Source organism: Rhizobium sp. CB3171, from assembly GCF_029714265.1.
Taxonomy (GTDB): domain Bacteria; phylum Pseudomonadota; class Alphaproteobacteria; order Rhizobiales; family Rhizobiaceae; genus Rhizobium.
Genome location: NZ_CP121652.1, coordinates 2,545,552 through 2,560,105 on the forward strand (window position 1 = coordinate 2,545,552; position 14,554 = coordinate 2,560,105).

The following is a 14,554-nucleotide window of genomic DNA, read 5'->3' on the forward strand; positions in this document are numbered from 1 at the left end:
GGGTGGACGTCAACCGTCCCTGCGCATCACCGAAATCCGGCCATCATCATCGATATGGGCGCGAACATTCTCGTAGTTCAGCAGCGTCGAATGATTGGTGTCGACAGTATGGGAATGCGTCGCCGTAATCACCATGACGTCGGCGCCCGCGGTTTCGCCGGCCTTGATGCCGGCCATCACATCTTCGAAGACCAGGCAATCGGACGGCCGCATACCGAGACGCTCGGCGCCGAGGATGTAGCATTGCGGATCGGGTTTGCCGATCTTGACGTCTTCGGCGGTGACGATGAAGCGTGGGACCGGAACACCGGCGGCGGCAAGGCGCGCCTGGGCCAGCCGATGCGGCGAGGAGGTGACGATCGCCCAGCGCTCCGGCGGCAGCGAGGCCAGGAATTCGATGGCGCCGGGGAGCGGCACCACGCCCTCGACATCGGCGATTTCCGCTTCCATGATCAGCAGCGATTCCGCCACCGGATCGACACCCGGCAGGTTCAAGCGGCCGATCGTATCGACGCCGCGCGAACCGTGCATGGTCGGCATGAATGCCGCGACATCTAGCCCCTTGCTGCGCGCCCAATCGCCCCAGACACGCTCGGCGGCAGCGATCGAGTTGATGATCGTGCCGTCCATATCGAACAGGAATCCGGAATAGCTTTTATCGAAGGCGAGAGACGATGCGACGGACAAGATTTAGTCCCTTTCGGTTTGGCGGGATCATTTTGGCGGGATCGGTCGGTACAAGCCATGTCTGACTCGCGTAGTCCTTCCTCCGACTAGCGATAGCGGCGGCTAGAAGCAAATGAATGCTGGGCGGCAGGCGGGTAAAAGCTCCGCTCGCTGAGCTCCGCGTGGCATGAAGCTCAATTGCCGGATATGCGCGACGATCGGGCCGCCGCGCATATCGGTACATTACTCGCCGAGCCGGCTCTTCAGGCCGTCGATGATATGATTGGCCAGCGCCTCGTAGTCATCGTCGAAATGATGGCCACCTTCCATGGCGATGACTTCGGCGCCCGTGCCCTTCAGCGATGGGCAGGCGACATCCTCGTCGTCATCCTTGCCGTAGATGCATTGAACCGTCTTCGGATTGATCGACTTCAGGTCGCTGAGGGGATCGCCGCCCTTGCCTTCGCTTTCGGCGCCAAGCCAACCCATGACCGAGATCACATAGTCGACCTTGCGCGACAGCGACAGCAGCGACATCTGCACGATCCTGTCCTTGTCCGGCTGCTTCAGCCGGTTATAGCTCGCCGGCAGCACGTCGGCGCCGAAGGAATAGCCGATCAGCACCACATGCTTCACCTTGAAGCGCTTGGTATAGTACTGGATCATGCGGGCGAGATCGTCGGCGGTCTGCTGTGGATCGCGCTCCGACCAGAAGTAATGCAGCGAATCGACACCGACGACCGGGATGCCCTGGTCCTGCAGATAGCTGCCGACTTCCTTGTCGATATCGCGCCAGCCGCCGTCGCCGGAATAGACGATCGCCAGCGTGTCTTCCGTCGGCTTGGTGTTCATGACATCGACCGGAAGACCGAGCGGCGACTTTTCGCTGTCGATCGTCTTCATCAGATCCACCAGCCCGGCGCTCAGCGCCGCATAGGTGTCATCCTCGTCGGAATCGGTGACCTGAACATCAGGATGCTCCTTCTGGATCTCCTCGACGTGTTCGCGTCCATCCTTGGGCGCGTTCGAGGTGAAGGTCGCAAGGATCGGGTTCGGCAGCGCGCCATCTTGCAGGCCGAAGGACACCATGTCGCCATCGGTCTTCTTTTCGGCCGGCGTGCAAAGCTCCTGCTTCAGCGCGATGCCGAAGGTCGGATCGACGGCGAGTGTGCCGGCAACGGTGGCGTCCGGAGTCTGCGCGGCGATGGTCAGCGCCATGGCGGCGCCGGCGCCGACACCGGCGATGACTGGCAATTGATAGGTGCTGTCGGCAAAAGAGCGCTGCACCTGCTGGCTCAGCGACTCCAGATCGGAGACCATGTAGATGCAGCCGTCATTCTGATTGACGTCATACTTATTGAGCGATGCCAGGAAGGACGGGTAATCGATACCGATGACCAGAGTGCCGTTGGCAACGAGCTTTTCGGCGACGCCCTTTTCCTTGTCGCCCCAGCCGGCAGCGTCGGAAATCAGCACGACCTCGCTCGTCACCTTGCCCTGTGGACGCATGATGTGCGGCGGAGAGATCATGCCGAGATCGTATTTGGTATCGTCCTCGTCCGCTCTCGCCGCGCCTGATGCCAGTAGGCCCGTTGTCAACATGAATGCGAAAGCCAATGACATTGCGTATTTCAAGATCATTTCCTCACGACCCCCTTAAGTCCGCCCCCGATGAGGAATGTGGCATCCATCAACGCGATCATTGGACTGACACCTCCCGAAACGGCCAGGTAACGAGGCTGCCATTCGGGATGAAATTTGGATTTGAAGGCACGAAGCCCTTTGAAATTATAGTAGCGCTCGCCGTGTTCGAAGACGGTTCCGCCGACCCTGTCCCAAACCGGCGCCGATTCCCGTCTCGACATGCCTGATAGCGGCGCCATGCCAAGGTTGAAGCGCTGGAAGCCCTGCTGCTTCAGATACTCGAGGATCTGCACGAACAGAAAATCCATCGATCCCTTCGGCGCATCGGGTGAAAAGCGCATCAGATCGACGGACCCCTCCTCCTTGGTCTCCGTCATCAGGATGTTAGCGAAAGCAACGATCTTACCATCCTTTTTCAACACGCCAACCGGCTGCGACACCACGTAGTCGGGATCGAAAGCGCCGAGCGAAAAACCCTTTTCCTTGGCGTTGTGATCGGCAAGCCATGATTCCGAAACCTCGGCAAGCTGATCGATGACATCGGGCACATGCTGCGGCTCGATAACGGCAAATTCTAGTCCGTCACGCACAGCGCGGCTCGCCGTCTGGCGAAGATTGGCCCATTTGCCGCCCTTCAGCTCGAAATTGGAAAGGTTGACCACCGCCAGTTCGCCGAGCTTGAAAGCACGCAAACCCGCATCGGCGCAATAGGACAAAAGCATCGGCGATATCTGATAGAAGACCGAACGGCAGCCGGCCGAACGGGCGGTTTCGACGAAGCGCCAGACCAGCTCGGGAAGCGCGTGCCGCGGCCCGATCGGATCGAACAGGGCGATCCAGGAACGGCCCTGCTTGCCATACATGATGAAGGCGTCGCCCTTTTCGGAGAACATGATGCTTTTGTCGCCCATGCGCACGAGATTGGCGTCGGCAATGCCTTGCTTGCGAACGATTTCAACGGCCCGTTCGACGGCATGGTCGGAAACCGGCTCCAGGCGCGCGGTCGCCGGGCGCAGCAGGCTGAAGATCGCGATCGCCGACGAGACGATGGAGATACCGAGCACGGCGCGAAGTCCGCGCGGCGCTTCTTCGGTGAATTCGAACTGCCACCAGAGCTGGTTGCTGTATTCGACGTCGCGATAGACGAAAAACAGGATGACGACGGCGCCGATGCAGATCACAGCGATTGCTGTCAGCCACCCCCCGGTCAGGGCTTGATTGAGCAGCGAAGCCGGGCGCGTGAACAATCGGCGGCTGACGATAAGGCCGAAAACGAGGAAGGCGAGCAGCGCAGCCTCGACCACTGCGATGGCCTTCAGCAGCGAGAACAACAGCGCAAAAACCGCCGAGATGATCGAAACCCACCAGGCACCATCGAGACGTTGGCCGAGGCCACGGGCGGCAACGATCATCGCCAAACCGAGAAGGCTGGAGATAAAATGCGCGCTTTCGACAAGTGACAGCGGCAGAAAACTGGAAAGAAATTCCAGGTTCCTGTCCGGCGTCGGCGTCACGCTCGAAAATACCAGCATCATGCCGAGCAAAAGCGCGAAGGTCGACAGCAACTGCGGCATCAGCCGGCCACCGATACGCCTCATGCTCGAGGCGGCCGGGTGGTCCACAAAACGTCGCAGTTCCGCCGCCGAGACCGCAAGGATCGCGATCGCCAGCGGGATCACGTTGTAGATGACGCGGTAGAGAACCAGCGAACCGAGAACGGCGTCGGCGTTCACGGAGCTGCCGAGCCAGGCGATGATGATCGTCTCGAAAACGCCGAAGCCGGCCGGAACGTGGCTCAGCACACCGAGGCCGACGGCGATGGCGTAGATGGCAAAGAAGCCCGGCCAGCCGATGGCCGAATCCGGGAGCAAGACATAGAGTACGGAGGCGGAAGCGGCGATGTCGACCGCGGTCACCAGGAATTGCCGCGACCAGGTCAGCGAATCCGGCAGGCGAATGGCGATCGGCCCGATCCGCACCTCGCGACCATTGCGGCCAACGATGATAACGAAGGCAAGCGCAGCGATGATGGCACCGGCAATCAGGCGCAGCCAAAGGCCGTCGACATTGATCAGCGGGCCGATCTCGTCGGCGATGATCAGCAGCGCGATGGCGCCGACCGCGGCAAGGCCAAGGCCGAAGGCCAGCGTCACGAAGGCGATAACGCGGGTAATGTCGTCCGGGGACAGGCCGAGCCGGGTATAGGCCCGATAGCGGATGGCGCCGGCACTGAGCGCGCCGAAGCCGGCGGTATTGCCGACGGCATAGGCGCTGAAGGAGGTCAGCGCCACATGCGGGAACGGCAGCCGCTTGCCGATATATTCCAGCGCGTTCTGATCATAAAAGATCAGCGAAAAGAAACTGAGACCCGTGAAGAACAGGGCAAGCACGATGGATGAGACTTTCGTCGTCGCCAGCGCGTGCACGACATCGTCATAGCGCACCTCGTTCGTCAGATCGAAGATCGCATAGGCAGCGATACCGAAGACGGCGACGGTAAGGATAGCGACAATCAGCGTGCGATTGCGGTTCAAGAACCCACTTATGCCGCCGCGCGTCTCTAGGTCCTCATCGGCTTTTTCCAGATCGATTGGGGTCGACATGCTCTACCTGTTTGAAATGGCTTTCGCCGGTCCCGTTTGCTCGGATATGCAGTAACGGCAATCTGCGTCTGTGTGTGTTACCGCCAGCACTTCTTTCGACGGGCTCTTTTTCTCGAGCGCTCCCATCATTCTGAATTTGGGCAATTTTGGCGCAGGACCCGTTCCGCCAGCAATGAATCTGTTATTATTTAAAGGAATTTGTCATTCACCCGGATTTTGAGCTTTTCCACACAGAAAAGTGAACTGTGTGGCCTGCGATCAACGCAGCCCTCTATCAGGAAATTCTGGCCAGGTCACATCTTTTGGCGACATCCGCCAATTTGGTTGCCAGAAAAATGGTGATCTGCAGGTCGACGCGACAACCGTCGTACCTGGCGTCAGGTCAGCGCTGCTTCTGGCGGCACGCGCCGCCGAGAAGAATGTCTGATTGCGGCGCATGAGCGCTGCCGCCACTTTACCGATCCGGCGCTTCCGCTGGCTCGCCGCGCATTTCACTCAGGAAGAAACCCTCGCGCAGATTGATGCCGTATTCGACGAAGGCCTTCATGCAGCAGAGCATCTGCGTCCAGCCCTCGCAGTTCAGATAGGTGCCACGTCGGCCGGCTGCGTCCTCACGCCAGCCGGATTCCTCGATCGTTACCAAGGTGCCGCCGTCGTCGAGCGGTTCGAACGTCATCTCAACTTTCGTCCTGTAGCGCGCGCCGTCTTCGCCGGTACCACCATCCCAATGAAAGACGATACGCCGGTCGGTTTCCACCTCGTTGACCTCGACCGGCGCGTTCTTCCACCAGATCACGGTCGTCCCCGCCACGAGCGGCGCGCTGGCACCGCCGACGGTGGTGAAATAGCTCGAGAGCTTCTTCGGATTGACAACGGCATCGAAGACCTCATCCACTTTGCGGCCGATGCGTCCCGAAATACGAACATTCAAGGTCATGACTTCTCCTCCGCTTTCCGAGTGTGGTTGCTTTTCCATTGCGACCAGGGATTTTATGTTATAAAAACATAACATGTCAAGCGAATCGGATAGCGACCTCATTTTCAAAGCCCTGGCGCACCGTCGCCGACGCGAAATCCTCGACTTGCTCAAGGAAGCCCCGAGGACGACCGGCATGCTCTGCGAGACCTTTGCGGATATGGACCGTTGCACGGTGATGCAGCATCTGAAGGTGCTGGAGGAGGCCGATCTGGTGATCGCCAAGAAGGAAGGCCGGGAGCGCTGGAACCATCTCAACAGCCTGCCGATCAAGCAGATTCACGACCGTTGGATCAGCGCCTATGCCGGCCACGCCTTGTCGATCCTTGACCGGCTAAAAAGCGATCTGGAGGGCTGAGGCCCTATGCGGTGGTATGAACCGCAATCAGGTTTTCGCGCCCAGGAGTGTTTTCAGTTTCCCGCCGGTCCCGTCCTCCTCCAGGGGCGTATAGACAACGAGCTTCATATCCGGCCGGTCGATGACGGCAAGCGCGGTATATTCGAACGTCATCAGCCCACCTTGGGGATGGCGCAATCGCTTGCAGCCTGCGAGCGGCCGCAGCACTTCCTGTCTCGGCCACCAGGCGCGAAATTCCGGGCTTGTCTGCGTCAACGTGGCGATCAGCCGTTCGAAATCGGGATCGCCGGCGTAGCGGGCGCTATCAGCACGGAACATGGCGAGCGAATTTGCCGCTACGATCTCCCAATCGACCAATAGCACACGATGCGCGGGATCGGTGAACACCCGATGGACGCTATTGCGCGCGTCGCCCTGCAACAAGCCGTAATCGCCGAAAAGAGCCACCGCCGCCGGGTTCCAGGCAAGCACATCCCAGCGCCGGCCGAGGACATAGGCGGGTTGCCCAGTGAGGCTCGCGAGCATCCGTCGCAGCGATTCAGGCACCTCTTCCGGACCACGCGAGGGAACTTCTGTTGATGGCCGATCGCTCAAGGTGAAGAGATGCCGTCGTTCCGCCGGATCGAGCCGCAACGCATCGGCAAGCGCCGACAGCACTTCCGCCGAGGCACGCACATCCCGCCCCTGCTCCAGCCAGGTGTACCAGGTGGCCCCGACTCCGGCGAGCAGCGCTACCTCTTCGCGCCGCAACCCCGGCGTCCGCCGGCGAAATCCATCCGGCAGACCGACGCTTGCCGGCGTCAGCTTCTCGCGGCGGGAGCGCAGGAAAGCACCGAACTCGCGGCGCCTGGCGTCCAGAATAGTTTGGTTTTGATTGATGGTCATCGCTCATCATAGCAGGATGAATACTAGGATAAAACCGGAACTGTTTGTCGCTTTCGCAAACTGCCAAATATCACCGCATGTACAAAATAGAGGTGATTGCGATGGACATGAGCGACAAGACGATCCTCATCACCGGCTCGACCGATGGCGTTGGCCGCCGGGTTGCCGAAAGGCTCGCTGCGTCCGGCGCCATGGTGCTGTTGCATGGGCGCGACAAGGCACGCGCTGCAAGCCTGCTTTCCAGCATTCGCGGCGCGGGCGGAAAAGCCACCTTTTATCCCGCCGATCTTTCATCGCTGGATGAGGTCCGTGCCCTGGCCGACGCTATCAAGCGCGATCATGAGCGCCTCAACATTCTGGTCAACAATGCCGGCATCGGCACCGGCGGCGGCGATGCGGGACGTCAGGTCAGCCGCGACGGGCACGAACTGCGCTTTGCGGTGAACTATCTTGCCGGCTTCCTGCTGACACGCTGCCTGCTGCCGCTGTTGAAGGCGAGCAGCCTCGCCCGCATCGTCAATGTTTCCTCGGTTGGTCAACAGCCGATCGACTTCTCCGATGTCATGCTGACGCACGGCTATAGCGGCGTGCGCGCCTATTGCCAGAGCAAGCTGGCGCAGATCATGTTTACTTTCGATCTCGCCGAGGAATTGGCGGGCTCTGGTATCACCGTCAATTGCCTGCACCCCGCGACCTACATGGACACCACCATGGTGCGCCAGGCCGGCGTGTCACCCATGAGCACAGTCGATCAGGGCGCCGACGCCATTCTCAATCTGGTTGCGGGCGCCGACCTCGAAGGACGCACCGGCCTCTACTACGACGGGCAGCGCCCTTCCCGCGCCGATGCCCAGGCCTATGACGCGGCCGCGCGCAAGCGGCTGCGCAGTCTCAGCGACGAGCTCACAGGTCTCGCCTGAACAGACCTCTCCATCTTCGCCATCCAACAAGGAGACAACCATGTCATCCCAACACACCGTCATCATTGGCGGCTCGTCCGGCATTGGCCTTGCGACCGCCGCCCATCTTCTCGAAAAAGAATATCGAGTGACGATCACGGGTCGCGATGAGACAAAGCTCCAGGCGGCGGCACAAAGCCTCGGTGGCGATGTCGCCACAATCGCCATGGACGCCGCCGACCTCACCGGTCTTGCCAAGATTTTCCAGGCGATCGGGCCTTTGGATCATCTCGTCCTGGCACTCGGCGGCGGCAATGGCGGTGGCCCCTTCGCAACCGTCGACCTTGCCGATCTCAAGAAGGGTTTCGACCAGAAGACGATGGCACATTTTGCCTGCGCCCAGGCTTGTCTTCCCTATCTCTCGAAAGAAGGCAGCATCACCTTCGTCTCCGCTGTCTCGGCACAGGCAGCCTTGCCGGGAACAGCAGGGCTTGCAGCCGTCAACGCCGCCATCGCTGCCCTTGCGCCAGTTCTTGCCGTCGAGCTGAAGCCAATCCGGGTGAACTGCATCTCGCCCGGCGTCGTCGACACGCCCTGGTGGGATTTCCTCGGCGAGGAACAGAAGGCGCCGGCCTTTACAAGCTTCGCCGCACGCACGCCGGTCGGACGCGTCGGCCGGCCGCAAGAGATCGCCGAAGCCATCGCCTTCCTGATCGGCAGCGGTTTCACCACCGGCCACACGCTGATCTGCGACGGAGGCATCCGTCTCGGTCAATAACTGCGACCGCGCCATTGCCGATCATCTACGGCAATGGCCTCTTCATTTGCCGCCGACATCCGCCTGCAGATGCGTCAGGATATCGATGAGTTCCGGCGCCATGTCCCGGATCTCCCTGAGGTGAATGGCCGTCAGCCGGCGCAGTATCTCTTCCGATTTTTCCGTCAGCTGCAGCGTTTGCCGGCGTTTGTCAGCCGGATCGGGATGGCGGGTGACATAGCCGGCATCGATCAGCCGGCCGACCAATTCAGTCGCCGTATGCGGCGCGATCAGCAGGCGTTCCGCCAACATGCCGATGGTCATCGTCTCGCTCTGTGGATTGCCCTTGATCGCCAGCAGCGCCTGATGCTGCTGCGGCGGCAGTCCCTCCTGATGGGCTGCGGAGGTGCTGAAATCCATGAATTTCCGCAGCGTATAGCGCAGTGTCGCCAGAGCCTCGTAGTCCGCCTGCGATAGCGTCTCATCCAATTCCCGCGCCAATCCCATCTTCCTCACAAATACATTCTGTTTTCAGCCGTTGATTTATATCGCATTACGATATAATTGCCATTGCAGTTTCGGCCAGTTTGCCGCCGCGCTTTAGCACAGAAAGCATTCCATGCAGGATATCAACGTACATCATCGGCCCGCCCATGATTTCTCGGGTGGCGCTTCGCGGAAAGACAATGGGGATTTTACAACGGACAAGCGCGTACTAGTGCTTGCGGCCATGGCGTTGGTCGTGGGCACGGGCGGCGCCCTGTCGGCCTGGGCGCTGATCAACCTCATTGCGCTCGTCACCAACGCGGTCTGGCTGTTCAAGATCAGCGTCGAACCGCTGTCGCTGGGCACCGTCGCGCGCTCCCCCTGGATGGTGGCCGCGCCCATCATCGGCGGCCTCGTCATCGGCCTCATGGCACGCTACGGTTCGGAAAAGATCCGCGGCCACGGCATTCCGGAGGCAATCGAGGCGATCTTGATCGGCGGCAGCCGAATGTCGCCGAAAGTGGCGGTCCTGAAGCCGCTCTCTTCCGCCATCTCGATCGGCACGGGCGGCCCGTTCGGCGCTGAAGGGCCGATCATCATGACCGGCGGCGCCATCGGGTCGCTGTTCGCACAGTTCTTTCATCTGAGCGCCGCCGAGCGCAAGACGCTGCTGGTCGCAGGTGCCGCCGCCGGCATGACCGCGATCTTCGGCTCGCCCATCGCCGCCGTCATGCTCGCCGTCGAATTGCTGCTGTTCGAATGGAAGCCGCGCAGCTTCATTCCGGTCGTGATCGCATCCTGCGTCTCCATCACCTGGCGGCCCCTGCTGATCGGCAGCCGCCCGCTTTTCCCGGCCCATTTCGACATGGCGCTCAACTGGTGGAGCATCCTGCTGGCCGCCGGCCTCGGCATCGTGTCCGGCCTGCAATCCGGCCTCTTGACGACGCTGCTCTACCGCATCGAAGACGCCTTCGAGAAACTCCCCATTCACTGGATGTGGTGGCCCGCCCTCGGCGGCCTCGTTGTCGGCCTCGGCGGACTGATCGAGCCGCGCGCGCTCGGCGTCGGCTATGATATCATCTCCGACCTGCTGAACGACCATGTCGTCGCGGTTGCGGTGGTCGCCATTCTCCTGGTCAAGGCGGGCATCTGGCTGGTGGCATTGTCATCGGGAACGTCGGGCGGCGTGCTTGCGCCGCTGCTCATCCTCGGCGGCACGCTCGGTTGGCTTGTCGGCCTCGTTCTGCCCGGAGATCCCGGCTTTTGGGCGCTGCTCGGCATGGCCGCGATGATGGGCGGCACGATGCGCGCGCCGCTGACCGGCACCTTCTTCGCCATTGAATTGACCGGCGACATGCATGCGCTCGTGCCGCTGCTTGCCGCCACCGTCGCCGCTTATGCGGTCACCGTGTTGCTGTTGAAGCGGTCGATCCTGACGGAAAAGATCGCGCGCCGCGGCCAGCACATCACCCGCGAATATGGCATCGATCCGTTCGAATTGACCCGCGCTGCCGACATCATGATTGCGAAGGTGAATACGCTTCCCGCCACCATGCCGGTCGCAGAGGCATTGGCGCAATTGACCGAACAGCCGGATGCCCATCGCTTCTATCCCGTTGTCCAGGCCGATGGCCGCTTGGTCGGCATGATCTCGCGCGCGGATGCGCTACGATGGCAGAATGAGCCCGATCTCGCCGGTCAGACGCTCTATGACTTGATCTCGGACACGTCCATTCCGGTCGCTCATCCTGAAGACACGGTTGGCCGCGTCGCCGATATCATGATCCATGCCGATACCGGCCGTGTTCCCGTTGTCGACGAACGGACCGGTATCCTTGTCGGTCTCATCGCCCGCAAGGACCTGTTGCGCCTACGCAGCGCCGCCAACCGCTCGGAATTCGAGCGCGGTGCCTATCTCGGCGCGAAACGTTAAGAGGAGGAGGAACGGCGTCAGCGGGGCAACAACAATCCCGCAACGCTGCCTTTCTTTGCAAAGTCAGGAAAGGAAGAGCGATCCACGACGACCGATGGATGTTTACGATCCTGGGCGCCTACAAACGTAGGTGGGCGCCGTGTGTCCAGGCCCACGAGCCTGGTCAGGGACAGCTCCCTTTGGATCGAGTATGGCCCCGTGGTTCAACTCTTTGTTTTAACGTTAGAAAATGAACTAAAAACAAGTTCAACCTAGACGTTCTTCTCTAATCTTTCTCCGCTTGCGGCTCCGGTTAACTGACGGGCAGTGTAACACTCGGTGTCAAAATTTCCACTCGATTTGAGCTGCTTTTTCTGCAGAGGGCAGCAGAAGTGTTCCGCTGGCTGTCGATGTTCACAGTAATATTGCCGGTTCTATTTTTGTATCCTGTCTCACGCGGCATCGATGAACTGAACAAAGGCGTCGAAGTCACCGTCTGCATCGAATGCTTCGAAGGCTATGGCACCGTTGATGGTGACCTGCGCGCCTCTCAGATAAACACGGTCGAGGATCAGATCGGCAACGAACCTGCCGATGCGCTCACGTGGGACGAATGTCGTTTCGATAATGTCCACGTAGTCGCCAGCCGCGACGACGCGAACGCCTCTATCGGTTCTTTCGATGTTCAGTGTGATTTTCAATTGAAGCCAAAAAGCTTGGATTGTGGGGGGTGGCGGTGTCAGAACGACGCATACAGCCGAACGTTGCGCGACGCGTCCTCCGAAGCATGCAGATTTCGTCAGGTCCGTGAGTGGCGTATGTCGTAGATCAAGAGGCGCAACGCATCACCAGCATCAAAGCCGATTGCTTCAGCTAAAGCAATATACCCGATCACGTCGATACGCCGTCGCCTGTTCTCGACACCAAATGGCGTCAGCTCTTGATATACTGCCGCTGTATGGCAGCTATGGCTTCAGAATCGTCGGAATAAGCTTTTCCAGTTCTTCCACCGCGTCAAATCCAATGGCGTTTGCCAACTTCACAAACTCGATAACGTCGATACGTCGTTGCCCACTTTCCAAATGAGCGACCCATGGCTGCGTCTCATGTAGGACAATGGCGAGGTCTTCTTGCTTAAGGCCTGCCGCCTTGCGCTTTTGACAGATTAATTCCACGAGCGCCTTGTGTCCCCTTGATCCAATAGTTTTTTCCACGATCCGGCGCCCCGTCCTGTTGACCGGGCTAACCAAGTATAGGTACATACCAAATATGGAAAAATTCCATATTAGACATTCTGAATTTAAAGATGAGCTTGCTTTGGAGACGTTGATGGAAAAGAAGGGGCTGACAGCATTCTTGTTGTGGGCGTTTTGGGCGATTGGAATTTGTGGGCTTCACCGCTTTTATCTGGGGCGGACTTGGACCGGGCTTCTATGGCTTTTTACGTTTGGGTTGATCGGCTTTGGCACATTGTTCGACCTGTTCTTTCTTGGATCGATGGTGCGACAAACGAATATCCTGAACGGGCTCAAAGCCGGTGCGGGCGTCAACACAAACACCAATTCAAACGCCGTTGCACCAGTTTTCAATATTCAAATTGGGCTTCCCGCGACTGCACAAGCTGTGGCGGAAGAGCCGGCTTCTAAATGACAATTCCCGTAAATTTTTGAGAGCCCAATTGCTCAAGTTCTTTCGGTTGCTGGTGTTGCCGCAATTGATACAACGCTTGGCGGCTTCGAACGAAGCATTCAATCCATCGCGTATAGCTGATTAGACCTTGTTCATGTTCGGGGGCCATCTCAAGGATGGTTCGCACTCTGCGCTTCAACGTCCAAGAGCCTTGCCTGAAAATTTAGGTAGGTGCGTCCGACCATATCGCATCCCGCTAACACGAGGCGCTGTTGCCAGCCCACAATATACAATCAAAAATAGAAGTAAGCGAAGTATGTTTGGCACGTTCTCAGCTAGCGCGCGTGCAACCAAGGCAATATTCGGAGTTGCTTGAATGGAATTTTTATGAAAAATATCATAATATTAGCACTGGTTTTAAGCCTCTTTTTGTTCATCTATAATTGGTTTGGGATTGACCCGAAGTATCTCGTGTACGCATTGACATTGATTTTTGCTTGCGTTGTCGGCGCACTTGTTACCCACGCTTGGCGAGACGAAGAATAGCCAGTCTGGGCGTGCTCACGCAGCATCAATGAGCTTGATGAAATTGTCAAAGTCATCATTGGGATCGAATGTCTCAAAGGCGACGGCATCATTGACGATAATCTGCGCGCCCTTCAGATAGACACGATCAAGGATGAGATCGGCAAAAAACCTTGACGCGAAGGTCCGCGATTATTTTCTTACGCGTCTTACTGGTGAGAATCGGTTAGCTATGGAGCCGTATCGATCTGACGGATAGACATGATTAGGCGCTCAAGAAAAGCTCGCAATGGTAAAAGCAAGTCATTTGCAGAGTGGGTCATTCCATTCACAACCGTAACGAGCGCCGCCGCTGCGGTAGTTGCAACATGCGTGTCCTACGGAAGTTACCAGCAGTCGATAAAGCAGGCTGAAATCTCTGAACGATCGCTTAAAGCGGCTAATCGCAACACCGAGGTCGCGGGACTTCTAACGGCACTGCGAATTGCTTGCGACAATGTTGAATCCATCAATTCGCATTTCTTCGCAAACGCCAACTTCATTTACAACACCGACTTCGACGTGAGCCACCCGGGGCCACCGCGCGATAACAATCCTTGGGCTATCCTTCTTTCTGGACCGACGGAGTTTCCCGACCCAAACAGACCCGAACTTCTAGCAGATGCCCGTGCTTTATTAAATTCAGGCTCCGACCTGATGCGCCGCTACGAATTAGTAGAACTCTATCTGACAGAAGCGGAAGCGAAAGATGCAGTCGCTGTCGACATTTCCGCGCCGTTCAAAGACTTTGCTGATCTTGGGTATTCGGTGATGCGGCAAGAATTAAGTGCACGTGATGTGCTTGAGAATATAACAGCAGCGCAGGTGATGTGCACTTCTCTGCCTAAGACACTTGCTGCATGGTTTCGTGACTCGCAGTCCAACAAGCTTGACTACGTATTGAAGCTTGATGACCTGCAATTCCGATGGGCACGCCGTCCTTCGGACCTGTGGTTGGCTCCGAAGAGGCGAGGTATTAGCCTCGAAGAGCGTGACGAAGAGTTTGAAAGACGAGCCTCCAAGTGGTCGTACGATCCTGTGAGAGACGGGATCTTCGTAAGGTTGCCGATTCCGATGAAGCCGCCCCTTTGTTCCGAGATGATTGCGCCCCTTGATTCCGGGATGATCTCGCCCCTTTTTAGTGGGGTCTGCAGGCGATGATTGTTGTCAGTTCA

General features: G+C 58.6%; 14 protein-coding genes. 6 read left to right on the top strand and 8 right to left on the bottom strand.

The window, feature by feature from the left end; all coding sequences use genetic code 11:
• Window positions 1-9 precede the first annotated feature (9 nt).
• The 4 genes from QA648_RS12450 to QA648_RS12465 all read right to left on the bottom strand — a co-directional run bounded on the left by QA648_RS12450 (window position 10) and on the right by QA648_RS12465 (window position 5,850).
• Complete coding sequence (locus tag QA648_RS12450) at window positions 10-630, bottom strand: HAD-IA family hydrolase (RefSeq protein ID WP_283051321.1); 621 nt, start codon at window positions 628-630, stop codon at window positions 10-12.
• Window positions 631-909: 279 nt separating this feature from the next.
• Entirely contained in the window at window positions 910-2,307 is a 1,398-nt protein-coding gene (locus QA648_RS12455) for an AcvB/VirJ family lysyl-phosphatidylglycerol hydrolase (RefSeq protein ID WP_283047226.1), read from the bottom strand.
• Window positions 2,304-4,913, bottom strand: a complete 2,610-nt coding sequence (mprF, locus tag QA648_RS12460) for a bifunctional lysylphosphatidylglycerol flippase/synthetase MprF (protein ID WP_283047227.1) — start codon at window positions 4,911-4,913, stop codon at window positions 2,304-2,306. Before mprF ends, QA648_RS12455 begins: the two co-directional genes overlap by 4 nt.
• Before the next feature lie 454 nt (window positions 4,914-5,367).
• Window positions 5,368-5,850: an SRPBCC domain-containing protein gene (locus QA648_RS12465; RefSeq protein WP_283047228.1), complete on the bottom strand. Its 483-nt coding sequence runs from the start codon at window positions 5,848-5,850 to the stop codon at window positions 5,368-5,370.
• Window positions 5,851-5,923: 73 nt separating this feature from the next.
• On the opposite strand from QA648_RS12465, the gene QA648_RS12470 reads away from it, so the two are divergent.
• Window positions 5,924-6,247, top strand: a complete 324-nt coding sequence (locus tag QA648_RS12470) for a helix-turn-helix domain-containing protein (protein ID WP_104824165.1) — start codon at window positions 5,924-5,926, stop codon at window positions 6,245-6,247.
• A 27-nt stretch (window positions 6,248-6,274) separates the two neighbouring features.
• Here QA648_RS12470 and QA648_RS12475 read toward each other — a convergent pair whose 3' ends face one another.
• The gene (locus QA648_RS12475; protein ID WP_104824166.1) at window positions 6,275-7,132 is read right to left on the bottom strand and encodes a helix-turn-helix transcriptional regulator; all 858 of its coding nucleotides are present in this window, start codon (window positions 7,130-7,132) and stop codon (window positions 6,275-6,277) included.
• 101 nt (window positions 7,133-7,233) lie between these two features.
• Between QA648_RS12475 and QA648_RS12480 the strand changes: the two genes are divergently transcribed.
• Complete coding sequence (locus QA648_RS12480; protein ID WP_283047229.1) at window positions 7,234-8,052, top strand: SDR family NAD(P)-dependent oxidoreductase; 819 nt, start codon at window positions 7,234-7,236, stop codon at window positions 8,050-8,052.
• Window positions 8,053-8,092: 40 nt separating this feature from the next.
• Window positions 8,093-8,809: an SDR family oxidoreductase gene (locus QA648_RS12485; RefSeq protein ID WP_283047231.1), complete on the top strand. Its 717-nt coding sequence runs from the start codon at window positions 8,093-8,095 to the stop codon at window positions 8,807-8,809.
• Between the two features lie 42 nt (window positions 8,810-8,851).
• Here the strand turns inward: QA648_RS12485 and QA648_RS12490 are convergent, their stop codons facing one another.
• The gene (locus tag QA648_RS12490) at window positions 8,852-9,289 is read right to left on the bottom strand and encodes a helix-turn-helix domain-containing protein (RefSeq protein WP_283047232.1); all 438 of its coding nucleotides are present in this window, start codon (window positions 9,287-9,289) and stop codon (window positions 8,852-8,854) included.
• 118 nt (window positions 9,290-9,407) lie between these two features.
• Here QA648_RS12490 and QA648_RS12495 point away from each other — a divergent pair, with 118 nt between their 5' ends.
• Complete coding sequence (locus QA648_RS12495) at window positions 9,408-11,207, top strand: chloride channel protein (RefSeq protein ID WP_283047233.1); 1,800 nt, start codon at window positions 9,408-9,410, stop codon at window positions 11,205-11,207.
• 431 nt (window positions 11,208-11,638) lie between these two features.
• On the opposite strand, the gene QA648_RS12500 is transcribed toward QA648_RS12495, so the two are convergent.
• Window positions 11,639-11,821 carry a hypothetical protein gene (locus QA648_RS12500; RefSeq protein WP_283047235.1) on the bottom strand — a complete coding sequence of 61 codons (183 nt, stop codon included), beginning with the start codon at window positions 11,819-11,821 and terminating at the stop codon, window positions 11,639-11,641.
• 330 nt (window positions 11,822-12,151) lie between these two features.
• Complete coding sequence (locus tag QA648_RS12505; protein ID WP_283047237.1) at window positions 12,152-12,400, bottom strand: helix-turn-helix transcriptional regulator; 249 nt, start codon at window positions 12,398-12,400, stop codon at window positions 12,152-12,154.
• A gap of 55 nt (window positions 12,401-12,455) precedes the next feature.
• Between QA648_RS12505 and QA648_RS12510 the strand changes: the two genes are divergently transcribed.
• Together QA648_RS12510 and QA648_RS12515 are read left to right on the top strand one after the other, a co-directional pair.
• Entirely contained in the window at window positions 12,456-12,836 is a 381-nt protein-coding gene (locus tag QA648_RS12510) for a TM2 domain-containing protein (RefSeq protein ID WP_283047239.1), read from the top strand.
• A gap of 765 nt (window positions 12,837-13,601) precedes the next feature.
• Entirely contained in the window at window positions 13,602-14,540 is a 939-nt protein-coding gene (locus QA648_RS12515) for a hypothetical protein (RefSeq protein ID WP_283047241.1), read from the top strand.
• Window positions 14,541-14,554 lie beyond the last annotated feature (14 nt).